Below are 22,451 nucleotides of genomic sequence, written 5' to 3'. Positions count from 1 at the left end.
CATGACCAGCGTGCCGCCTATTGAGCCGTTTCAGCAGTATTTGGAGACCCTGACGGCGGAAACCGTGCCGCAGATCCTGGATCTCGTAGCAAGCGACGTGCGCTTTATCGATCCGTTTCACGATGTCAGTGGGGCGCAGGCGATGCAGCGGGTGTTCGCTGCGATTTTCGTATCGCTCAAGAACGTCCGCTTTACGGTGATCGACCGCGCCTGGTCAGGCAATGCCTGGTATCTGCGCTGGCGTTTTGAAGGCGATCGCCGCCAAGGCGGGCAAATGTTCGAATTCGACGGCATGAGCGAGATTTATTTTAACGATGAAGGCCGTGTGCGCCTCTACCGCGACCATTGGGACGCGGCGAGCGGCTTTTACGAGAAACTGCCCGTCCTAGGTTGGGTGTTGCGCTTGTTGCGGCGGAAAATAGCCTCCGCCGCATAGTCGCGATCCCTTCCGCCAGATTAACCAGCCACCGAACCACAGCAACCACGCTTGCCAGCCGATAAAGGCGAGCGGCGTTACTTCGATTCCTGGCAGGCTCCGAAAGACAGTCGCCAGCGGCTCGGATAATCCTAAGACCCACAGCGGCAGGGTCGCCGCCCCCATCAGCGCCAGCGGTCGGTTCAAGCTCCAAAGGTGGCGCGCCACGCGGGCGGTCCAGGCGGCGAGCAGGATTTGCCCGAGAATTTCCCCAATGAACGTGCCGAACATTTGATGTTGGGCGCGATAAAGCAGATCAATCGTTGCCGCGAGTGGCGGCGGGGCATCCTTTTGTGCCTCCGCCAAAAGGGGCACGATGAACACCCAGCGGGCAAGGCCGACGGTTTGGGCGACGGCGGAGGCCTGCCCGGTCCAGCCCGCCCGCAGGCCAATCGCCCGCTCCAGCAGCCCGGCGAGCGGCGCGAACAGCAGCGCGCCTGCGGCAAACCCGAGCCACGCGAGCAGCAGGGGGGGGCCGCCTGCGCGAAAGGCCGCCAGCGTTACCCCCGTGGGTTCGCGCAGAATATCGTCATAACCGAAGAGTTCGATGAGTGTGGCGTAAGGCAGGTTGAGCGCAAGGATGAAGAGGATAACGATTGGGCCGATAGTCCGCCCCCGCGCGCCGTTCATGGGGCGAGCCCCTGTTTGAGCAGCGTTTGCAGTGCCGCGTAAATCCGGTTCCGCCCGGCTTCCGAAGTGAGATCGACCCCGGCGAAACTGCCCGTGGTGCGCGTGCGCAGCGTGAGATAATGCAAAGCTGCCAGCAAGACCGCATTGATCGCAGGGGCATCAATCCCCTCGGGCGGGGTGAGCGGGCCGCGCGCTTCGGCCATCCACTGCCCCATCGCTATAGTGCGCTTCTGTTCGACGGCGAGTAGCGCGGCGGAAGGGCTATCCAGTTCGGCGGCAAGCACGCGCTGGAGCAAATCATTATCGGTCAGTGTCGCCTGATAGGCGGTGAGCAACTCGGCCATTCGGTCGGCGTAGGAGGTATTGGGCTGCGCTTTGGGCGGGACCGGGCCGACCCAAAACCCAAGATCGCCGCCCAAGGTTTCCACAACCCCTTCAATCCCGCCGAAATAGCGCGTGATCAGTTTTTTATCGCACCCCGCTTCGGCGGCGACGGCGTTCACGCCGAGGGCGGTAAAGCCGTCGCGGGCGATGATGACGCGGGCCGCGTCCAAAATCCGGGTTTCGGTGGCCGAACGGTTGCGCGGGCGCTGTGGATTGGTTTCGTTTTCGGTCATGATGCTCATCCCTTCGCGTCCGTGCAGGCTTTCAGCGGGCCGAGGCGGTCGCGCTCCAGCATCTTGCGCCACCCGGCATCATAGTTGGCGGCATAGCGAAATCGCACCTGCGATCCGCCTGTGGCTGTATCGCTAAACTCAGCTTCTTCCAACCACAGATCATAGGTTTTCAGCCGGTAGCGGTAGAGGCGCGTATCGGCCTCGTAGGTGACGGTTGAGAGTGGTAGGAGGCGGGCCTGGGTTTCAAAACATCGGGCGACCTGCGCGGCGGGGGCCTGGCTGGTTAGGTTGACCACTTCCGTGCGTTCTGAAAAATCTTTCGCGCTTTTTTCGCCAACCTGCGCGCCAGCGGCACAGGCGACGAGACCGAGGCTCGTGAGGACGGGGGCGAGCAATCGCAGCATGATCCGATCTCCCCGCCCTAACGCGCCGCTACTGGGGCCATCAGCCCGGCCAGCGCCTCAGCATGGCGGGCGTGACCGTGTTGGGTGAAATAGCCGACGGGGCCGCCCATCAGGGGCGTGCCATTGGAATGGGTGGCGAGCGCAAGAACCGGGGCCTGGGTCTGGCTATCGATAACCACGGCCTCCGACGCCGCCCCGCCTGCGGTCACGGGGCCGACAAGGGTGGAGGTGACGACATTCAGCGCGACATTCGCCCGCTCAAACCCAGTGATCGCCGCTTTGACCCGCAGAACGCCGGGGCCGGGCTGCTGCACCTGCTTCAGCCGCGCCCCGAACGCCTGGCGCAACGCATCGGCATAGGTTTGCTTCAGATCGTCCCGCACCTCGGTGGCGGTATCGGCGGGCACCTGCGGGCCGGGGCGCAGCGCGACCTCATCGAGAATGAAGCTATGGTAGCCTGCCAGCACGGCCGGAGGGGCGGTGAAGATTTTGCGGTCGGCGTCCTCGGCATCGGCGACCAAAGTGACCGGCTTTCCGGCCTGCGCCTGGATGAAGCCGGTATTGGTGGTTTGTTGATTGGCGCAAGCCCCGAGCAGCAGCAGCGATAAAAGGGCGAGGGTGGGCGGATGAGCGAGCATAGCGGTTTCCCTGAGTAATCAGGGAATGGTCTATCCAATGTCCCTGTACGGGGACATGTATAATGAGCCTTTCGAAATGCCGCAAGTAATTTTGTCCCTAAGCGGGGGCAAAATTATTGAGCCGCAGCGACTCCTTGCCCCGCCCAGGGTTCAAGCGCGCCGGTGCGCTGGGCGGCAGCGGGTTCTTTGCGGAAAAACAGCGTGACCTCGCCGATCTCGATGCCGAATTTCGACACGCGGGCGCGGTTAATCAGCGTGTCCTTATCGGCCAGGAACATCCAATCGTTGAAGGCGACGCGCCAGGTGCCGTCGCCGACTTTGAGGTTCAAATCATAGCGCCAGTTGAGGGCCTTCCCGTAAGCGAGCCCGGTAGCGATGCCGACGACATCGGCAGCGCGGCCCTCGTAGGTATGCTCGTCCTTCTTGACGATGGTCCAGATCCGCCGGTCCTTCTCGCCGTCGCTATAGGTGAAATCCTCGTCCAGCGTCAGGATTTTACCGTCCCAGGTGCCGGTGATTTCGACGATAAAGTCGCGGCGCAAATTCCCGAACCGATCCTCGAAAATGCCCCAGGCCTTGGTCTTTCCGGCGAAATATTCTTCGACGACGAAGCGGGGGGTGGTATTGGCGAAATCCTGCGGTTTCATCGTGCTGCATCCTGTGAGCAGGGCAAAGGCGCCAAAGAAAAGGACGATTGGGGCGGCGTAGAGCCATCGGCGGACCATGGGGATACTCCTGAAGCAGGGCGGAGGCGGGTGAGGGCGGCTTCGTCGAGCGCATAGCCGCGCAACAACAGCCAGGCCAAAAGTTTGAACAACAGCGGCGCACCGCCGTAGAGGGCGGCTAAAGCCCAACCGCCGGGCGAGGTATTTGTTCCCGGCACGAACCCGGCAAGATCGAGCAGCGGAAAGGCAAGGCCAACCGCCAGCGCCAACGAGGCTTTCGTCGCCATGCCCCAGAGGGCGAAGTAGAGCCCGGCCCGGTCGCCGCCGCCGGCCAGCGCATCGGCTTCGATCACATCGGCCTGCATCGCGGGCGGCAGGATCAGGTCGGCCCCCATCATGAACCCTGTCGCGACGGCGAGGACGAAGAAAATCGGGGCGTCACCGAGGCTCAAGAACGGCGCGGGCAGAAACGCGACGCAGGAGAGCAGTAGGCCGGTTCGCCACGCCCGATGTTTCCCCCAGCGACGGCTGAGCCACAACCACAGCGGCACGCCCGCAAGCCCCGAGATGAAATAGAGCGCCAGGGCCGGGCCGGTGGCTTCGGGCGCGCCAAGACGGTCGCCAACAAAACTCAGAAACAGCGTCGCGGGCAGGCCGTTGGCGATGCCATTCAGCAGATAGGCCGCGAGCAACAGCCGGAACGGTTTATTCGTGATCAGGAGCCGCCAGGCCTCTTTCCGCGAGGGTTTGGGCGCGGGCGGGGTGCGTTTTTCCGGCAATCGCCAGCAGGCGAGCAGAACCGCCGGGATCAGCAGCACCAGAATCATCCCCCCGAGCACATTCACCGCCGCAAGCCCAGTCAGGCCGAGGGCGGCGGGCAGGATGGTCGCTGCGAGCGTGCCAATCAGCAAGGCGGCTTCCCGCGCGCCCGCAACCCGTGTGCGGCCATGGTAAGCCTGCGTGAGGTCGGTGCCCCACGCGAGATAGGGCACTTGCAGGGCGGTCCAGCCAAGATACAGCGCCAGACTCCACCCAAGCAAATGGGCTCCGCCCGCGCCCTCGGGCGGGAAAAACAGCGCCCAAACCGACACGCAAACTAGGGGAAGCGCGCCGAGAAGCCAGGGTTTCCGCCGGGGAAAACGGTCGGCCAACACGCCGACAAGCGGATCGGTCAGCGCATCGAAAACCCGGGCGAGCAACAGCAACGTTCCGACGAGGGTCAGCCCGAGGCCTAGGGTTTCGGCGTAAAGCGTGGGGAGATAGATATACAGCGGCACGGCCAGCGCAGCCAACGGTAGGGCGGGCGCGGCATAAGCGGCTAAAGCGGGGCCGGAAAGCGTAGGAGCGGTGTTGGGCTGCATACTCTTGATACGCAGCCCGCGCCGAACTGGATTAGATCAATCGGCCTTACGGGCCAGCCGAAGGTCTGGATGCAGTCTTAGAGCGTAAATTCGGGCGGCTCGTTATGGATTTCTTCGCCTTCGACCGGCAGTTGGTCGGGAATATGCTTGCCTTGGCGGCGCAGCGTATCCAGTACCTCTTGCAGCGCGGCATAGGAGCAGAGACCCAATTGAATCGGGTCACGCGCCTTAATATTGCTGATGTTCCAATGGCTACGCTCGCGGATCGAGGCGATGGTCGTCTTGGTCGTGCCCAGCAGTTTGGAAATCTGCCCATCGGTGATGTCGGGATAGTTCCGCACCAGCCAGGCAATCGCGTCGGGCTTATCTTGGCGTTTGGCAATCGGCGTATAGCGCCCGCCCTTGGTTCGCACCATCGGCTGCGGCAGATTACTGACCAAAAGCTTCAGCTTGGTCTTTGTATCGGCCTCGCAGCGCTTGATTTCTTCGTGGGTGAGCTGACCGTTGATGATCGGATCGAGGCCCTGCATGCCGCCCGCAACCTCACCATCGGCGATGGCTTGGATTTCGAGCATATGCAGACCGCAAAAATCGGCGATCTGGTCAAACGTCAGCGCCGTGTTTTCGACGAGCCAAACAGCGGTGGCTTTCGGCATCAACGGCAATGGCATGATTCTAACCCTCTATAAGCTGCGACGGCCCGCCTTAGGGGGCGGGCCGGGACGATATGGAATCGTCTATAGCAGGCGTGTTACTCCAAACCCAAGACGATTTTTCCAATCGGTTCGCCCGATTCCAGCAAAGCATGCGCGGCGGCGGCTTCGGCGAGCGGGAAAACACGGTATATCTGGGGGCGAATCAGCCCTTTTTCCACCCAAGGCCACACGGTTTCGGTCAGGGCGGCGGCAAGGCGTGTTTTTGCGGCAATGCTTTGCGGGCGCAGCGTGGTGCCGGTGAGCGTGAGGCGGCGCATCATGACTTTGCGAAAATCAACCTCGGCGCTCGATCCTCCCTGAAAAGCGATAAAGACGATGCGTCCTTCAACCGCCGCGCAGTCGATGTTCCGCTGAATATAGGGGCCGCCCACCATATCCAGAATCACATCCGCGCCCCGGCCTTGGGTTGCCTCCAGGGTTTTCAGCCCGAAATCCTCGGTGCGATAGTTGATTACGTGATCTGCTCCGAGTGCGCGCGCGGCGGCGGCTTTTTCGTCGGAGCCCACCGTGACCAGCACGGCGGTACCATGGGCTTTCGCCATTTGAATGGCGAGCGAGCCGATGCCGGAGGTGCCGCCATGGATGAGCAGCGTTTCACCCGGTTGCAACCGTCCGCGATCGAACACATTGCCCCAGACTGTGAACGCGCCTTCCGGTAGGGCTGCGGCTTCGATCATCGACAGGGCGGCGGGGACGGGCAGGCAATGGCCCTCGGGGGCCGCTGCGTATTCCGCATAGCCGCCGCCGGGGGTGAGCGCACAGACCCGTTCGCCGATGCGGGTGGGCGCGACGCCATCCCCCACCGCGACAATCACCCCAGCGACCTCCAGGCCGGGCAGGGGGCTCGCACCCGGCGGGGGCGGATAAGTGCCCTGGCGTTGCAGCAGGTCGGGCCGATTGACCCCCGCTGCGGCGACCTTAATCAGGACCTCGCCCGCCTGAGGCTGGGGTCGGGGCATGGTAACAGGGGTCAAAACCTCCGGCCCACCGGGGGTTTCAATGGCAATCGCGCGCATCACGGGGGGAAGGTTCACGGGTAAGGCCCTTATCGATAAGCTTTTTTAACGAAGGAGGGTCGAGTTTCGGCCCATCCTGTCTTATCATGCGCGCCCGAAGGGACCTAGCAAGGGAAAGCCGGAGCATGCAAGCCGAGGAAGAACGCCCACGCCAAACGGGAGACCAGCCAGTGTTTCTGTCGGTCGCGGCGCTGGAGCGGGCGGGGATTGAGGAGTTACAGGCCTATCGCTTGGCCTTACTCGCCGAAATCGCCCGGGTGGATGCCGAGGCCGAGACCAAACGCAACCGGCGCGGGGCGGCTGAAGCTCTGTTTAAATTCTAGAGAAGGATTTTCGATGAACCGCGTTATTCCGCGTTATGTGCCCGCCAATTCGATCGAAGATAAGCTGGGCTTTCTCATTACCGGGAAAACCACTAACGGCGACCGCGTTTACCTAACCCGGATCGGCAAATGGGGCGGGATTGGCGAGGCGCTGTTTTTTCTGGAAACACTGGACGCCGCCGATAGCCTGAAGGCGATCAAGATTGAAGAAACCCTGCAAGCCGATGGGATCGATCCTGCCAGCGTAACGCTGGTGCGCGTGCATGCTTTTCTGGTGCCGACGGTTATCAGCGAGGCCGATTTGCGGCGCAAGCGCAAGGAACAGGCCTTACGCAAACTGACGCCCGAGGAAATCGAAGCCATTGGCCTCAACCCCGATGGCACGGTTCCTGGCAGTGCCGAGAGCCGCCGCAACCGGAACCTTGGCCCCGCGCCAGCCGCACCAACGCAACCCTTGGCGGTCGATGATGCCGACCTGGCTTAACCGCCGGTCGATTGCGTCAAAAATTTGACCGAATCGCTTGACCCCAAACGGACGAACCATTAGGAGTCAATCCGCTTAGGCAAGTTGTATCAGGTGAGGTAAACTATTGTGAGCCGCCGACGTTATGTCGTGCGGCTTTTTTTTCGCCTCGGCTGTGGCCGTCACGCGGCGGTAACATTTTTAACTCACCCCCCTTGATCTGCTCGCCAGGCGAGAAAATTTAATTCACTATCGGAAGAGGGATGCTTATCCGGGCGCACCGTCCGTTGGTTGGAAATCCCATCACGCGGAAAGGGGGGCCAATGGCAACGGTCTTTTTCCGGGGCACCTACGACGAGGCCTTCCGGCTTTTGGTCGAGGCCCGAGACTATCTCACCTACCGCGAACCATCGGAGCGGGCGGAGCTATCGCTCGACCAGAGACTTGCGGCCAATCGGGAAGCCATGCGCCTAACGTCCCGGTTAACCCAGGTCATGGCATGGCTGCTTGTGCGCCGGGCCGTGCAGGAGGGGGAAATTAGTTTTGAGGAAGCCCTCCACACCGATCGGCGCTTAGATGGGCATCGCGTCTGCTTAATGCAGATAGGCGACGATGATTCCGCCCCCCTGCCGCGCGGTCTAAAAGATCTGTTGGGGCGGTCCTACCGTCTTTATGCGCGCGTGGATCGGCTGGACAAGGCGATGGGAGCCCTGCCCGCGTGCGCCGAGATCGGTGCCATCCACACGACCCACTAATCCCGTTCCCCCAAATGGAAAGTGGCCCCGAAGGGCCACTTAAACCATTTTGGCAAAAGCCTAGGGTTTCGAAAAACCTTAGCCTTTGATGCCCAGATTGGCGAAACGCTTGTTGAAGCGTGCCAACTGACCACCAATGTCCAGCATACGCTGCTGGCCACCGGTCCAAGCCGGGTGCGACGTCGGATCGATTTCCAAACGCAGCGTATCCCCCGGCTTCCCGTAGGTCGAACGGGTCTGATAGGTGTGGCCATCCGTCATCACAACAGTGATCGGATGGTAGTCGGGGTGAATGTCCTTTTTCATCGACGCTCTCGCAGCACAGGTTGGCCGTTTCCGGCACAGCAAAACTCGTGAAGCGAGGCTTCTACCCGAAGTGCCCCCATCTGTCCAGCGCGCTTGTCAGATGGAATGCGATTCTTTGCGGCTTTCTGCCGGTTGTTGTTCGGGGGCGGGGCTGCTATGACCCCCGCCGTACATATTACTGCCGACCGCCGATTAGGATGAGGGCTATGCGCCAACCCAGGTCTTTTCCCGCCGCCGCTAACGACGAGCGGGAACGGAGCCGCAGTCTGCGCTCCTTACGCTTTTTGCTTACCTACCTCAAGCCCTATCGCCTGCAGATGGCGGGGGCGGGGCTTGCCTTGATCGTGGCCGCCAGCACGGTGCTGGCGCTGGGGTCCGGCCTGCGGCATTTGGTTGATGAAGGGTTTGTGTCGGGCGATGCGGGGCTGCTCGATCAGGCGGTTCTCGTGTTGATGGCAGTAGTTGTTTTGTTGGCATTTGCCACCTTCAGCCGCTTCTACCTTGTGTCCTGGCTGGGCGAACGGGTTGTTGCGGATATTCGCCGGGATGTGTTTGCGCGGGCTTTGCATCTGGATGCGACCTTCTACGACACGGCCCGGACGGCAGAAATCCAGTCGCGTCTGACCACCGACACCACGATTATCGAAGGCGTCGTCGGCTCTTCCTTTTCGATTGCTTTGCGGAATTTCCTGCTGTTTGTCGGCGGCTCGGTGATGCTGCTGATTACCAGCGCTAAGCTAACGGGGCTGGTGTTTCTGGTCGTGCCGTTGGTTGTCGGGCCGATCATCATCATCGGTCGGCGGGTGCGGAACCTGTCGCGCCGCGCGCAGGACGAGGTCGCGGCGGTTGGCGTGCAGATCACCGAAGCGCTGCAAGGCGTGCGCACGGTGCAGGCCTTCACGCATGAAAAAATGGAACAGCGGCAGTTTGAAGGCCGGATCAACGCCGCCTTTTCCGCCGCCCGCTCCCGCATTATCGCCCGCGCCTATTTGACCGCGATTGTTATTCTGCTGGTCTTCGGTGCGATCAGCATCATTCTGTGGATCGGTGGGCGCGACGTGCTGGCGGGCACGCTGTCGCCGGGCGATCTGTCGGCCTTTGTTTTCTATGCGGCGGTGGTCGCCGGGGCGGTTGGGGCGATCTCCGAGGTGATTGGCGATTTGCAGCGCGCCGCAGGGGCGTCAGAACGGCTCATCGAGCTTGCCAGCACAGTGCCCGCCATTCAGGCCCCCGCCCATCCTGTGGCCCTCGTAAGGCCGGTACGTGGGGCAGTGAGCTTTGAGGCGGTCTCGTTCAATTATCCGACGCGCCCGGATCGGCCTTCGCTGGATCAGATCAGCTTCACCATCGCCCCCGGCGAGCGCGTTGCCCTGGTCGGCCCCAGCGGCGCGGGCAAGACGACGGTGCTGCAACTGCTGTTGCGCTTCTACGATCCTAATCGCGGGGTGATTCGCTTCGACGGGCACGCCTTGCCCGACCTCGACCCTACCGAATTGCGTGGGGCGATGGCGATAGTGGCGCAGGAGCCGGTGATTTTCGCGGGAACGGTCGCGGAGAATATCCGCTACGGCCGCCCCGGTGCCACCGACGCCGAGGTGCGCGCCGCCGCCGAAGCGGCCTTTGCCGCCGAATTTATCGATCTGATGCCGCAGGGGTTCGACAGTCAATTGGGCGAGCGCGGTATGCGCCTCTCCGGCGGCCAGCGCCAGCGCATCGCCATCGCCCGCGCCATTCTGCGCCAACCGGCCCTGCTGCTGCTCGATGAAGCCACCAGCGCCCTGGATGCCGACTCGGAACGGGCGGTTCAGCAGGCGCTCGATGGGTTGATGCGGGAGCGCACCACCCTCGTCATCGCCCACCGTCTGGCAACGATTGTGAACTGCGACCGGATTCTGGTGCTAGACCAAGGCCGGATTATCGAAAGCGGCACTCACGATGCTTTGGTCGCCCAGGGCGGGCTTTATGCGCATCTCGCGGCGTTGCAGTTCAGCGCGCGGTAATCTCGCTACGCGATTGGGAGGGCGCCGCCCTCCCAATCGCGTCAGCGATCCTTCTACTCCGCCGGTGCCGGCGGCGGCATGGCCGCATCCGGAACGCTGGGCTTGCGCGTCAGCCATTCCGACAGGCGCTCGAAATAAAGGTAAACGACCGGGGTGATGTAGAGGGTGAGCAGTTGCGAGACGAGCAGTCCGCCGACGACGGCAATCCCGAGTGGGCGGCGGAGTTCTGCCCCGGCCCCATGCCCCAGGGCGATGGGGAGCACGCCCATGATGGCGGCGAACGTAGTCATCATGATCGGGCGGAAGCGAATGATACAGGCGTCGTAGATGCTCTTTTCGGCATTCTCATCGCCCTCGCGTTTTCGCTCTAGGGCGAAGTCGATCATCATGATGGCGTTTTTCTTCACAATCCCGATCAGCATGATGATGCCGATGATGGCGATTACCGACAGGTCCATATCGAAAAGCTGCAACGACCAGAGCGCCCCCAGGGCTGCCGAGGGCAGGCCGGAGAGAATCGTGATCGGGTGGATGAAGCTTTCGTAGAGCACGCCGAGAATGATGTAGACGGCGAGCACCGCAACCAGCAGTAGCATCCCTTGCCCGCGTTCGGCGTCTTCAAACACCTTTGCCGAACCCTGGAAGGCGCTGGAAATGGTGACGGGCAGGGCGACACGCTGTTCCATCTCCTTGATCGCGCTCACGACCTGGCCGAGCGCGACCCCTTCGTTGAGGGCGAAGGAGAGGGTGACGGCGGCAAGTTGCCCCTGGTGGTTCACCGACAGCGGGCCGACCGAACGGCTGATACTGGCGAAGGTTTCCAGCGGAACCAGCGTGCCATTGGCGGCGCGCACATAGACGGCGTTGAGCCCGTTCATGCTGCTTTGGAACTTCGGGTCGGCTTCGACAATCACGGCGTAATCATTGACCGACGTGAAGATGGTCGAGGCTTGGCGCGTGCCGAAATAACTGTAGAGGGTGGTGCGCAGCGTATCGATGCCCACGCCTAAGGACGCGGCCTTATCCCGGTCGATATCGACCATCGCTTGCGGCGAGCGGATGCGCAGATCCGAGGAAACGTCTTGCACGCCTGGAATGCGGCGCAGTTCGGCTTCAAGGCGCGGGGCCCAGGCGAAAAGCTCGGTCGTATCCACGCCTTGCAGCGTATATTGATAGGCAAGGTTCGACGTTCGTCCGCCGATACGCAAGTTTTGTACCGGGTTGATGAAGGCATTGATGCCCGGAACCGACTGCAGTTTGTTCCGCAACTGCGTGATAACCGCGCGAATTTCCGGCGTTGTGCGCTGGTCTTTCGGCTTCAGCCCAACAAACATTTGCCCGGTATTGCCGCCGCGCCCGCCAAAACCACCGCCCGCCGTGGAACTGACGGATTCGACATTCGGATCGGCGGCGACGATGGCGGCAAGCTGCTGCTGCTTTTCGGCCATCGCGGGGAAGGCGGTATCTTGGTTGGTTTCGGTGAAGATCGTCAGCAGGCTATTGTCTTCCTCGGGGAAGAAGCCGCGCGGAATCTGCCGGAACTCGTGCACCGTATAGAAGGTGAGGGCGATGGTGAACATCAGCATCACGAACTTATGGCGCAGAACGAGGCGCAGGGTAAAATCATAGCCGTTCTGCATGGCCATGAACGCGCCTTCCAGCGTCCGCCCGAACAGATTTTCCCGGTCGCCCTCCTTATGGGGGCGCAGAAAGCGCGCGCACATCATTGGCGTTAGGGTGAGCGAGACGAAGCCCGAGACCAGAATAGCCATGCTAATCGTCACGGCAAACTCGAAGAAAACGCGCCCAACGACGCCGCCCATGAACAGCACGGGAATAAAGACTGAAATCAAAGAGAGTGTAATTGAGATAATCGTAAAGCCGATTTCCCGGCTGCCCTTCAAGGCGGCCTCCATCGGCGACATGCCTTTTTCGGTATAGCGAACGATATTCTCCAACATCACGATAGCGTCATCGACGACGAAGCCGACCGCGAGGGTGAGGGCCATCAAGGAGATATTATTCAGGCTGAACCCGCAAAGATACATGCCCCCGAGCGTGCCGACGATGGACATGGGCAAGGCCAGCGACGGGATAAGCGTCGCGGAGATTTTGCGCAAAAAGAGGAAAATCGTAAGCACCACCAGAATGACGGTGAGAACGAAAGTAAACTCCACATCAGCAATCGAATCGCGGATCGAGATCGACCGGTCGTTGAGCACCGAAATATTGACCGAGGGCGGAATTTGCGCGCGGAAGACCGGGATCAGCGCCTTGATCGAATCGACCACTTCAATCGTATTGGCCCCCGGCTGGCGCTGAATGGCGAGGGTGATGGAGCGCGTGCCATTGTACCAGCTAGCGACCCGGTCGTTCTGCACCGAGTCGATCACGGTCGCAATATCGCCGAGCCGCACCGGCGCGCCGTTGCGGTAGGCGACAACCAGCGGCACAAAGTCCTTAGCCACTTCCGGCTGACCTGAGGTTTTCAAAATCAGGGTTTGCTTGTCGCCGTTCAAGCTGCCGACCGGCGTTGTCGAGGTGGCGGAAACAATGGTGCGCTGAACATCGTCGATGCTCACCCCCAGCGAGGCCATGGCCTGCGGATTGATCTGCACGCGCACCGCAAACTTCTGCCCGCCGAAGATATTGACCTGCGAGACGCCCGTCAGCGTCGAGAGCCGCTGCGCCATTAGGGTTTCGGCGTATTCGTTCACTTGGCTGAGCGGCAGCACCGAGGAACTGACGGCCACGAACAGAATCGGCTCGTCCGCCGGGTTTACTTTGCGGAAGGAGGGCGGGTTAGGCATTTCGCGCGGCAAACGCCGCGTTGCCACCGATAGAGCGGACTGAACATCAAGCGCCGCCGCATCAATATCGCGCTTCAAATCGAACTCCAGCACCACTGAAGTACTGCCCAGGGTGCTGGTGGAGGTGATCGAACTGATCCCGGCGATATTGGAGAACTCGCGCTCCAGCGGCGTTGCTACCGACGCGCCCATCGTCTCCGGGCTCGCCCCTGGTAGGGTTGCGCTGACGACGATGGTGGGGAAATCCACCTTCGGCAGGGCTGCCACCGGCATTTGCTTGAAGCCCGCAACCCCTAGAATGCATAGCGCCGCCATAAGCAGCGTCGTCATGACCGGGCGCCGGATGCAGAGTTCGGAGAGATTCATCGAAGGCTCCTGCGGGAAGCGGGCTAGGGGATTAACGGCGACTGTTTAGCTACGGGCGGGCGGCTGTTGGCCGGTCTGGGCGGCGCCCGACTGGCCGGGGGCGGGCGGCGTTCCAGGCGCGCCGCCGCCAGGACGATTGCCCCGGCCCGGCGGGGCAGCAGCAGCAGGATCGCGCACGTCGACCCGAATACCGTTGGTCAGGCGCAACTGCCCGTCGGTCACGACCGTTTCGCCGACCGCAAGGCCCTTCGAAACAATGCTGCGATTGCCCACCGTGCGCGCGACGGTGACGGGGCGGAGTTCCGCCTGTTTGGCATCCGCGCCGCCTTCCGCCGGAACGATGGCATAGACATATTGACCCTGTTGGCCGGTCTGGATCGCGGCGCTCGGCACGCTGATCGCATCTTGCTGCACGCCAAAGCGCACGGTGAGCGGTGCGAACATCCCCGGCCACAGGCTATTATCTTCGTTCGGAAAGATCGCCTTGGTCTGGAAGGTGCCGGTAGTCTGATCGATGGTGTTATCGTAGAAGCTGACTTGCCCCATCACCAGATGGTCGGGCCGGTCGGGGACTTGTGCGGCAACGCCAACTTTGCCCGCCGCCATCGCGTCGCGCATTTCCGAGAAATGCTTCTGCGGGACCGAGAAAATCACATTGATCGGGCGGAGCTTGCGGATTGTCACCAGGGTCGAAGTATCGTTGGCTTTCACCAAATTGCCCTTGGTGAGCTTAATTTCCCCGGCCCGGCCGCTGATTGGCGCGGTGATCTTGGTATAGCCGAGGCTAACGCGAAACGTGTCTATCTGGGCTTGGCTGGCTTTAATCGATTGGTCGGCGGTAGCGGCGGCGGTGCGGGCGGTATCGAAGGCTTGCTGCGATGCGATATTGCTGGCGACAAGCGCCTGCTGGCGCTCCAGCGTGCGTTTGGCATTTGCCGACACCGCCATATCGCGCTGCAAATTGGCTTGGGCTTGGCGCAACTGCGCTTCGAGCCCCCGGCCATCGAGGGTGAAGAGCAGATCGCCTTCCTTCACTTCCTGGCCGTCAACAATATGAACCTCGAGAATAATGCCATCGAGGCGGGATTTGACCCCAACCACTTCGGCGGCTTGCACCGATCCGATGGCCGTAATTTCAATCGGTTGCGGGCCGCGTTCTACCGTTGCGGCGAAAACCGGTTGCGGCGTGGCGCGCCGTCCGCCTGCGGCTTGACCGGCTGGCGGTGCGCCCGTCGGGGCCTGAACCCCCGAAATTTTTGCGCTGATCTGTTCCCGCACGGTGGGGGATTGCCAGAGGAGGATCCCGCCGACCGCTAAGATCAGTCCCGCGCCCAACCAACCATATTTCGCCCGCATTCGAACCCCATCCCGATCATGGCCGCCCTTGAAAACCGACGGCAGTCAGACTACGCCTAATCATATATAGGATTCCGGGGGCTTGCCCATCCCCGCAACTTCGGTGCACCGCAAAAAAAAGAACCCCGCCCTTCAAAAGTGTAGGGCAGGGTGTAGGTCGCAATCTCTTGCGAGGGGTCGAGAATAGAGTTGGCGCTGATTATGGCTTTCCTAAGGCGTTGGCTCCGGCACGCTCGCCCTCGCTTCGGCCTGCTGCTGCTCGCCGGGTTGTTGCTCGGTGCCTGCGAGCGCAAGCCCGATGATTTGTTTCGCGCCTGCGCCGCCCTCACGGGGGCCTTCGAGCCGGCGGGAGAAACCATCGTTCGCGCGCCGCCCGACGTGATCGGCCCGCTCTCGGTCCAAATCGCTTGGCGCTGGGGGGATGGGCAGAAGGATGGCTTGATCTGCCATTTCGCTGGTCGGGCGCAAGCCTTGGAAACCCCGCCCTTGCGCGCCGTCGAAACCCTGCGCGGCGGCCCGCTGTCGGACCGCGAAGTAACCGTGCTGGAGGTTTGGGGGCGGATGGCAAGCGAGGGGCCGAAGCGCTTCGACGCCGCGCAGCCGGTGCAGAAATCCGCCCTGGCGGGCTCGGCCTATGGGCTTCAGCAGCTTCTGAACGCGCTCACCGTCGGCAGCCTCTATGCGCTCATCGCGGTTGGCTACGCGTTGATTTTTAGCCTGCTGGAAATCGTGAATTTCGCCTTTGGTGAACTGGCGATGGTCGGCTCGATCCTGGCGGTGATCGTTATTCTCGGTCTCGGTATGGCGGGGGTGGAGAGTGCCTGGATTCTGCTGCCTGCCGCCCTAATCGCCGTTCTGGCCTATGGTGGCGTGCTGGGGGCGGTGATTGACCGCACCGTTTACCGGCCGATCGGGCGCGGCAATCGGCTCTCGCCCCTGGTGGCGGCGATTGGCCTGTCGCTGGTGGTGCAAAACTCGGTACTGCTCGCCCAAGGCGCGCGCGGTAAAATCCTTCCCCCCCTGATTCAAGGCGGCTGGACGCTGCACATGGGCGACTCGACCGTGCATTTCAGCTTTAGCCAGCTTGCCATTATTCTGCTGACGGCGATCATCGGCCTCCTGTTGCACACTACCGTGTAACGCACGCGCTTCGGGCGGGATTTGCGCGCCTGCGCCGCTGATCCGACGATGGCGGGGCTGCTGGGGGTGCCGGTGAATGGCGTCATCGCGCGGGCTTTTGCGCTTTCAACGGCGCTTGCGGGCGTCGGCGGGTTGGTGTCGGTGGTCTATTACGGCCAGACCGACCATAGCATCGGCCTCGCCCTTGGTTTCAAAGCGCTCACGGGGGCGATTCTCGGCGGGATCGGCACGCTGACGGGAGCGATGGCAGGCGCAATGCTGGTCGGGCTGGTTGAAATCCTCTTCGCCGCCTTTATCTCCAATGAGATGCGCGATTTAGCCGTGTTCGTGCTGCTGGTCGGCGTGTTGATCCTCCGCCCGACGGGATTGTTCGGCACGCGCAACGAGACGAGTTCATGACCGACACGCCGAACCTCCCCGCCTGCACAACGCTCTACAATGGCTCTTGCCCGGTCTGCCGGACGGAAATCGACCATTACCGCGCCCAGGACGCCCGCGCGGGCCTCGGCCTCGGCTGGATCGACATTGGCCGCGACCCCGAAGCGGCGCGGGCGCGCGGCTTCGATCCGATTGACGTGCGCAAGCGCCTGCATGTGCTGGATGCCCAAGGCGCGGTTCATATCGGCGTGGACGGCTTCCTGCTGCTCTGGTCCCACCTGCCGCGCTACCGCTGGCTTGGGCGGATCGTTGGCGCGCGGGAGATCAAGCCGCTGGCGGTGGCGCTCTATGATCGGGTTCTGGCGCCGCTGCTGTTTGCGTGGGATCGGCGGCGGGCATCGTGATGCTGTTTGCGAGTCGGCGATAGAAGTGCCGCCGGGTTGATAGGGCTGTAAGGGTCAGTATGGGGTTGAAGGGCATGAACAATATAATCATGTAAATATATTCCGGCCAATCTTCGTAACCACCTATAAATATGATTATAAATAACGCAGGAATAGATAGAAAAAAATACACAATGCATAATATTATTGTTTTGGCATCAAAAACTTTCTTTTTATAATCTATTCTAATATCGGAAAAAAGTTTATCTGAAAATAAATAAACAATACATGCAATAAATATTGCAATCAATATTCCAATGGATGATAAAATTAGGATAATCAATATTATAATATTGCTAAAAAGAGATGCGGTGTATAATGAGATTTGTATTATGATTAAAAAAATATTGTATATCGTTTGGGTGCGGGTGAGGGGCTCTTTTAGGGTTGGGCTCTTTAAAAAATTTAACAAATTTGATCTCGTTTGATTAGTGCCTGCTCACCAGTCTCAACCCTAACGCAAACCGCCGCCCGCTGCTACAAAGCCCAGCATGAGCACCGTCACACGTTTCGCCCTTTTGCCGACGGGGATGCTGCATATCGGCGTGGACGGCTTCCTGCTGCTCTGGTCCCACCTGCCGCGCTACCGCTGGCTCGGGCGGATTGTCGGCGCGCGGGGGATCAAACCGCTGGCGGTGGCGCTCTATGATCGGGTTCTAGCGCCACTACTGTTTGCGTGGGATCGACGGCGACGGGGCGCTTGAGCGTCAGAAGAAAGCGCCGAACGAGCAAGGTTACTCCCATTAAAATCGGTGACAGATTAATCAAATAGGCAATTACAGTCCCAGCACCTGAGGTTTTCGTCATAAAAAAACTGTCACCGGCCCATATTAGATATGGCGCATAGATAACCATTCCAAAGAATATCATAACGGTATCGAACATCCTAAAGCTCGACTCACCTTTGAGTGTTCGAGAGGCTGTTTTAATAAAGCCCCACCAGCCTGCGCCACCAAAAATGAGTATTGGAAAAAATATAAATGCCGCCAAAGCAAAAAATAACCATTGGAGGAATAAAATTATTATCATGGGTATAAGGCTATAAATAAGAATCTCGCATCCTGCGTATACGGTTAAGCGTAGGAAGTGATGGGAGTTTGGGTTCATGTTAACTCAAAAATTACTTTATACATGTTAGCCAATGCGAAAGCGGGTTGACCCGAACATCAGAGAGCCTCCACCCTAGCCCAAACCGTCGCCCGCTGCTACAAAGCCCGGCATGAGCACCATCACACGTTTCGCCCCGTCGCCGACGGGGATGCTGCATATCGGCGGGGCGCGCACCGCCCTGTTTACCCTTCTGTACGCCCGCCACACGGGCGGCAAAGCGCTGCTGCGGATCGATGATACCGACCGCGAGCGTTCGACCGACGCGGCGGTTCAGGCGATTTTCGAGGGGCTGGACTGGCTCGGCCTGAAATTCGACGGCGAGCCGGTGTTTCAGCACCAGCGCCTCACCCGGCACGTGGAAGTCGCGGAACAATTGCTGGCGGCGGGAAAAGCCTATCGCTGCTACGCGACTGCTGAAGAACTGGAAGAGATGCGCAAGGCAGCCGCCCGGCGCGGGCTGCCGCCGCGCTACGATGGCCGCTGGCGCGACCGCGACCCGAGCGAGGCCCCAGCGGGCGCGCCCTTCGTCATTCGCCTGAAAACCCCGCGCACGGGCAGCACGATCATCCCCGACCGGGTGCATAGCACGATCACCTTCGCCAACTCCGATCTCGATGATTTCATCCTGCTGCGCGGCGACGGCTCGCCGACCTATATGCTCTCGACCGTGGTGGACGATATCGATATGGGCGTGACCCATATTATTCGCGGCGACGATCATATGACCAACGCCGCCCGCCAAGCGCAGATCTATGACGCCTTGGGCGTTGCGCGCCCGGTTTATGCCCATATTCCGCTCATTCACGGGCCGGACGGGCAGAAGCTTTCCAAGCGTCACGGCGCGGTCGGGATTGGCGAGTATCGCGATCAAGGCTTCCTGCCGGAAGCGGTGGTCTCCTACCTGATGGGGCTCGGCTGGGCCTCGGGGCTGGAGCATCCGACGATGGAGAGCGCGGCTCCGGCGTTCGACCTGTCGCATTTGGGTAAATCCCCGGCGCGGCTCGATGCCGACGCGCTGGTTTCGGCCAATTTCCACTTTATGAAACACGCCGATGATGCGCGCCTTGCGGAACTCATTCTGCCGCACCTGGGCCGCGCGCCCGACGATCCGGCGAAAGCCCTGCTGACGGCGGCGATGCCGGGGCTGAAGGAGCGGGCGAAAACCGTCCCTCACTTAGCCGAAACGGCGGCTTTCTACCTCGCCCCGCGCCCGATTCCGGTGGAAGAGGCGGCGCACGCGGTTCTGACCGAGGAGGCGCTCGCCCGCGTTCGCGCCGTGTATGAGGCGTTGCAGGGCGTTGATGATTGGTCGCACGATGCGTTGGCCGCGCTGGTGAAAGCCCAGGCCAAAGCGCTGGACGTGCCCTTCGTCAAACTCGGCCAACCCCTGCGGGCGGCGCTCACCGGGCGAACCAATTCCCCTGGCGTTGCCGAGGTGATGGCGCTGCTCGGGCGCGAAGAAAGCCTCGGGCGACTCGCCGACGCGCTCGCCTAATTAAGGGATGGAGGGAATGCCGTCGGCCCGGGGGGGGGGGGGGGGGGGGGGGGTGTAGCGGGCGGCAGTTCTCTGCGCTGTTGCTCCTTGCCAAGCCTTTGGGAGATTAGGGTATGGTGCGCGTATATTGGCGCACGGTCTCAATCGTCGATCATAACTAAATACAGAATTCCAGATAATTTTTAAATAAGTCGCGTCCTGCCCTGTCGGCGAGGACGCCAGAACCGCCCATTTTCCCGCAATTTGCGCCAGTCAGGCGGGCCGTTATCCCCTGATCGTTGGCGGCGCGGGCACCCCTGTCATATCCCAAGTTCGCGCCGTCGACGCCTCAGCAACACGATCCCATCTAGGGGATGATGACGCGATGTCCGCACAACACCCGCCCTCTGCCATAACGCGCCTCTGTTCAGGCGGAACTGAGTTGAAGCCGTTTGACGCGATTGCTCAGCTTCAACTGACATTGATGGATGATCGTGAGGATTTTCGCGCGAGATACTTGGCCGCGAATCTTTCCTGTTTGAACTTGATGGTCATCGAACTCGAAAAACTCATCCAACTTGGTACGGAGTTGGAACAGTGCATGCGGAATATGCTCGGTGACGATCCCAATGATCAAAATGTTATTAACACTATATATCGCTATAATAATGGACTCAATTCAATGAACTCCGAAATTAAAAGAAACATAATTCTGTTATCGGATAGCGTTAAGTCAATCTTATCTGGAGGAAAAACATGAAAAAACTAGGTGTTTTGTGTGCGTTGATTTTCACTTTTTCCGCGCAGGCCCAGGAAGTGAAGATCATAACGACCGATTTTTGCCCTTTTGTTTGCGAGAATTCGTCTGATTTGGGGTACGCTGTCGATATTACGAAACGGGTTTTAGAGCGCAGCGGACACAATGTTTCTGTGACGTTCGCCTCTTGGGCGCGCGCTCTCGAAAGCACACGGCAAGGAGATTTTGCGGCGGCGCTGTCCCCCGCCAAGACTGAAGCGCCGGACTTTATTTTTCCCGAGGAGCCAATCGGGGTACAACGGTATTGCTTTTTCCGCCGGGAGGATTCGGACTGGCAGTACAAGGGCACGGCAAGTCTGAAAGGGCAGAAGATTGGCGCTTTGCGCGATGTCTCTTATGCCGAAATAACCGATTGGCTGGAGGACCGTGCTAATGCCGCTTCGGTCGATTTCCTAACGGCAACCAGTGGGACCGATCAAAATTTTAGAAAACTGGCCGCTGGTCGGTTGACCATTCTATTGGAAGATGATGGCGTTGGCTCCTACTATATCAAGGCCAATAATCTCAAGCTCGCCAAGGCGGGGTGTTTGGCTGGGGAAGCGATCTATTTCGGATTATCTCCAGCATCGCCCGCTAGAAGTCGGGATTTGGCGGCAACATTCGATGCAGGAATCCGCGCGCTCCGGGCATCCGGCGAGTTGAATGCGATTCTCATGCGCTACGGTGTTAATGACTGGAAGTAAGATGTGCTTTTTACTGGGGGCAATGTATAGCGTATAGCTTATATATCGCCCCTATTGGCTTGTGTATTTATTTTATTATTTTTGTATTCTACGTTTAGAATTCATATAAAAAATATTAATATTTATAGAATTTCTTATTTTATATTGCGTTAGTGTTTTGTTAATATTTTTGATGACGCGCTCTTTGGATGTCTCCATCAATTTTTTTCTAATTGTATATTGTCTGTCCACAAAAGACCTGGTATGGGATTGAGCGACTCGCGAGTTAGAGAGTGTGCTCCCAAAATTAGTGTCCCAGGTGTGGTTATGCAGATTGTTTCACAGTTCTTGGTATTACTTACGGCAGTAAATCTAGCATTTTTTATTATATTGTTGCTTCTTAGGAAAGCGCGTCGGACAAAGGCTAATTATTTTTTTGTTGCATTTTTGGTTTTTTATATAATTTCTATTTTTACAGGTGTGAGTTTGCGTTTAATCGCGCTCGAATTGCGTCCGTATGGATATATTGTAAATCTTTTTTTCATGACGTTAATCTCTCCTTTCGGGCTGTCATATTTCAAAATATCTATTCACCCAGATATGGGTGTTAAGAAATTTTTCACAGTAAACTCAATTATATCAATTTTTATTTTTATAACGTCCCTCCCTGTCTTTTATTTTTGTTTCTATCGCAGCGCTATTATCGGTAATACAGATGATATTGCTTCTGCCTATCAAGATTTTGAGGGCGCAATAAAATTTTGCGTTGCGCTTGTCACCCTGCATCAGGGTGGGGGGATTATATTCATTTGGAAATTAATCTCCGCGACTCACTTCAAGAATAATTATTCTAAACGATGGATTTGTGCCTTTTTCCGGTCGCTTCTTACCTGCTGGGCAGCATTTTTTATGTCGAATGTTGTTTTAAATCATTATTTTGACTGGATGCTATTAATGGATATCGATATTTTGATATTTTCAATTGTCGTATATTTCATGACATTTCAGGCAATCACGCAACCTTATGCGTTTTGGGCGCGGAAACCCCTGAAGGCACGGCCTGTTATCTTTCAAGTGAGCCCGCCCAGCGCGCCAACCGTGCGCTATCAGAAATCGGGTTTGGACGATGCCGATATTCAAAGGATCGTTGGCCGGATTGAGACTGAATTTCGGGTAGGTAAGCTCTGGCGCGATTCGAACCTTACGGTGCAATCCTTAGCCGATCATCTTTCGATTCGCCGAGAATATATCTCCCAAGCCTTGAACGATGGTTTAGGGCAGAGTTTTTCGGAATATCTCAACGCGCTCCGAATACAAGATGCGCAGTCTATCCTGCTATCGTCGGCGGGGACCGAGAAGACGATTTTAGAGGTCGCCTTGTTGGTGGGGTACAATTCGAAATCCGCTTTTAATGCTGCCTTCAAACGCTTGACAGGGTGCGCCCCGACCCAATGGCTGCAAGCGCATCGGGTTCATGAGACGCATGCTTTTGAATAACATCGTATGTATCGCGCTAAAAATAAGTG

General features: G+C 59.2%; 21 protein-coding genes and 1 pseudogene. 11 read left to right on the top strand and 11 right to left on the bottom strand.

Annotation, left to right across the window (positions count from 1 at the left end; genetic code table 11):
- Position 1: 1 nt before the first annotated feature.
- The gene (locus tag ACIQ36_RS00445; protein WP_395824169.1) at positions 2–436 is read left to right on the top strand and encodes a nuclear transport factor 2 family protein; all 435 of its coding nucleotides are present in this window, start codon (positions 2–4) and stop codon (positions 434–436) included.
- On the opposite strand, the gene ACIQ36_RS00440 is transcribed toward ACIQ36_RS00445, so the two are convergent.
- The 8 genes from ACIQ36_RS00440 to ACIQ36_RS00405 all read right to left on the bottom strand — a co-directional run bounded on the left by ACIQ36_RS00440 (position 386) and on the right by ACIQ36_RS00405 (position 6,522).
- On the bottom strand, positions 386–1,105 hold the full coding sequence (locus ACIQ36_RS00440; RefSeq protein ID WP_395824166.1) for a DUF4386 domain-containing protein: 720 nt from the start codon (positions 1,103–1,105) through the stop codon (positions 386–388). The two genes, ACIQ36_RS00445 and ACIQ36_RS00440, sit on opposite strands and share 51 nt — an antisense overlap.
- Complete coding sequence (locus ACIQ36_RS00435; protein WP_395824163.1) at positions 1,102–1,722, bottom strand: TetR/AcrR family transcriptional regulator; 621 nt, start codon at positions 1,720–1,722, stop codon at positions 1,102–1,104. The genes ACIQ36_RS00440 and ACIQ36_RS00435 overlap by 4 nt, the downstream gene beginning before the upstream one ends.
- 5 nt (positions 1,723–1,727) lie before the next feature.
- Positions 1,728–2,126: a hypothetical protein gene (locus ACIQ36_RS00430; RefSeq protein ID WP_395824160.1), complete on the bottom strand. Its 399-nt coding sequence runs from the start codon at positions 2,124–2,126 to the stop codon at positions 1,728–1,730.
- A gap of 17 nt (positions 2,127–2,143) precedes the next feature.
- Positions 2,144–2,764: a DUF3313 family protein gene (locus tag ACIQ36_RS00425; RefSeq protein WP_395824157.1), complete on the bottom strand. Its 621-nt coding sequence runs from the start codon at positions 2,762–2,764 to the stop codon at positions 2,144–2,146.
- Positions 2,765–2,877: 113 nt separating this feature from the next.
- The gene (locus ACIQ36_RS00420) at positions 2,878–3,411 is read right to left on the bottom strand and encodes a DUF3833 domain-containing protein (protein WP_395824154.1); all 534 of its coding nucleotides are present in this window, start codon (positions 3,409–3,411) and stop codon (positions 2,878–2,880) included.
- Positions 3,408–4,790, bottom strand: coding sequence for an MFS transporter (locus ACIQ36_RS00415; protein ID WP_395824151.1), 1,383 nt, complete (start codon positions 4,788–4,790; stop codon positions 3,408–3,410). The genes ACIQ36_RS00420 and ACIQ36_RS00415 overlap by 4 nt, the downstream gene beginning before the upstream one ends.
- 77 nt (positions 4,791–4,867) lie before the next feature.
- Positions 4,868–5,461, bottom strand: coding sequence for a DUF1013 domain-containing protein (locus ACIQ36_RS00410; RefSeq protein ID WP_395824148.1), 594 nt, complete (start codon positions 5,459–5,461; stop codon positions 4,868–4,870).
- An 80-nt stretch (positions 5,462–5,541) separates the two neighbouring features.
- Complete coding sequence (locus tag ACIQ36_RS00405; RefSeq protein ID WP_395824211.1) at positions 5,542–6,522, bottom strand: NAD(P)H-quinone oxidoreductase; 981 nt, start codon at positions 6,520–6,522, stop codon at positions 5,542–5,544.
- A gap of 125 nt (positions 6,523–6,647) precedes the next feature.
- Here ACIQ36_RS00405 and ACIQ36_RS00400 point away from each other — a divergent pair, with 125 nt between their 5' ends.
- From ACIQ36_RS00400 to ACIQ36_RS00390, 3 genes are all read left to right on the top strand, one after another.
- Entirely contained in the window at positions 6,648–6,845 is a 198-nt protein-coding gene (locus ACIQ36_RS00400; RefSeq protein ID WP_395824145.1) for a DUF1192 family protein, read from the top strand.
- Between the two features lie 13 nt (positions 6,846–6,858).
- The gene (locus ACIQ36_RS00395) at positions 6,859–7,329 is read left to right on the top strand and encodes a hypothetical protein (protein ID WP_395824142.1); all 471 of its coding nucleotides are present in this window, start codon (positions 6,859–6,861) and stop codon (positions 7,327–7,329) included.
- Between the two features lie 302 nt (positions 7,330–7,631).
- Positions 7,632–8,063: a DUF1465 family protein gene (locus ACIQ36_RS00390; RefSeq protein WP_395824139.1), complete on the top strand. Its 432-nt coding sequence runs from the start codon at positions 7,632–7,634 to the stop codon at positions 8,061–8,063.
- Between the two features lie 78 nt (positions 8,064–8,141).
- On the opposite strand, the gene rpmE is transcribed toward ACIQ36_RS00390, so the two are convergent.
- On the bottom strand, positions 8,142–8,369 hold the full coding sequence (rpmE, locus tag ACIQ36_RS00385) for a 50S ribosomal protein L31 (RefSeq protein ID WP_395824136.1): 228 nt from the start codon (positions 8,367–8,369) through the stop codon (positions 8,142–8,144).
- A gap of 206 nt (positions 8,370–8,575) precedes the next feature.
- On the opposite strand from rpmE, the gene ACIQ36_RS00380 reads away from it, so the two are divergent.
- The gene (locus ACIQ36_RS00380) at positions 8,576–10,369 is read left to right on the top strand and encodes an ABC transporter transmembrane domain-containing protein (protein ID WP_395824134.1); all 1,794 of its coding nucleotides are present in this window, start codon (positions 8,576–8,578) and stop codon (positions 10,367–10,369) included.
- A 53-nt stretch (positions 10,370–10,422) separates the two neighbouring features.
- On the opposite strand, the gene ACIQ36_RS00375 is transcribed toward ACIQ36_RS00380, so the two are convergent.
- Both ACIQ36_RS00375 and ACIQ36_RS00370 read right to left on the bottom strand, forming a co-directional pair.
- Complete coding sequence (locus ACIQ36_RS00375; RefSeq protein ID WP_395824131.1) at positions 10,423–13,545, bottom strand: efflux RND transporter permease subunit; 3,123 nt, start codon at positions 13,543–13,545, stop codon at positions 10,423–10,425.
- A 45-nt stretch (positions 13,546–13,590) separates the two neighbouring features.
- Entirely contained in the window at positions 13,591–14,901 is a 1,311-nt protein-coding gene (locus ACIQ36_RS00370; RefSeq protein WP_395824128.1) for an efflux RND transporter periplasmic adaptor subunit, read from the bottom strand.
- 201 nt (positions 14,902–15,102) lie between these two features.
- On the opposite strand from ACIQ36_RS00370, the pseudogene ACIQ36_RS00365 reads away from it, so the two are divergent.
- From ACIQ36_RS00365 to ACIQ36_RS00340, 6 genes and pseudogenes are all read left to right on the top strand, one after another.
- Positions 15,103–16,440, top strand: a pseudogene (locus ACIQ36_RS00365) (branched-chain amino acid ABC transporter permease).
- Positions 16,437–16,823: a thiol-disulfide oxidoreductase DCC family protein gene (locus ACIQ36_RS00360; RefSeq protein WP_395824126.1), complete on the top strand. Its 387-nt coding sequence runs from the start codon at positions 16,437–16,439 to the stop codon at positions 16,821–16,823. Before ACIQ36_RS00365 ends, ACIQ36_RS00360 begins: the two are co-directional and overlap by 4 nt.
- 530 nt (positions 16,824–17,353) lie before the next feature.
- Positions 17,354–17,566, top strand: coding sequence for a hypothetical protein (locus ACIQ36_RS00355; RefSeq protein WP_395824123.1), 213 nt, complete (start codon positions 17,354–17,356; stop codon positions 17,564–17,566).
- A gap of 515 nt (positions 17,567–18,081) precedes the next feature.
- Positions 18,082–19,467 (top strand): glutamate--tRNA ligase, encoded by a 1,386-nt coding sequence (gene gltX / locus ACIQ36_RS00350; RefSeq protein ID WP_395824121.1) that lies wholly within the window; start codon positions 18,082–18,084, stop codon positions 19,465–19,467.
- Between the two features lie 735 nt (positions 19,468–20,202).
- The gene (locus tag ACIQ36_RS00345) at positions 20,203–20,946 is read left to right on the top strand and encodes a substrate-binding periplasmic protein (protein WP_395824117.1); all 744 of its coding nucleotides are present in this window, start codon (positions 20,203–20,205) and stop codon (positions 20,944–20,946) included.
- Between the two features lie 306 nt (positions 20,947–21,252).
- A complete protein-coding gene (locus tag ACIQ36_RS00340) occupies positions 21,253–22,422 on the top strand; it encodes a helix-turn-helix transcriptional regulator (RefSeq protein ID WP_395824114.1) in 1,170 nt (389 codons plus the stop codon).
- The last annotated feature ends 29 nt before the right edge of the window (positions 22,423–22,451 follow it).

Origin of the sequence: Elstera sp. (assembly GCF_044372965.1) — a bacterium.
Lineage (GTDB): Bacteria > Pseudomonadota > Alphaproteobacteria > Elsterales > Elsteraceae > Elstera.
The sequence above is the reverse complement of the archived record's forward strand: the minus strand, read 5'-3'. Positions and strand labels throughout refer to the sequence as shown.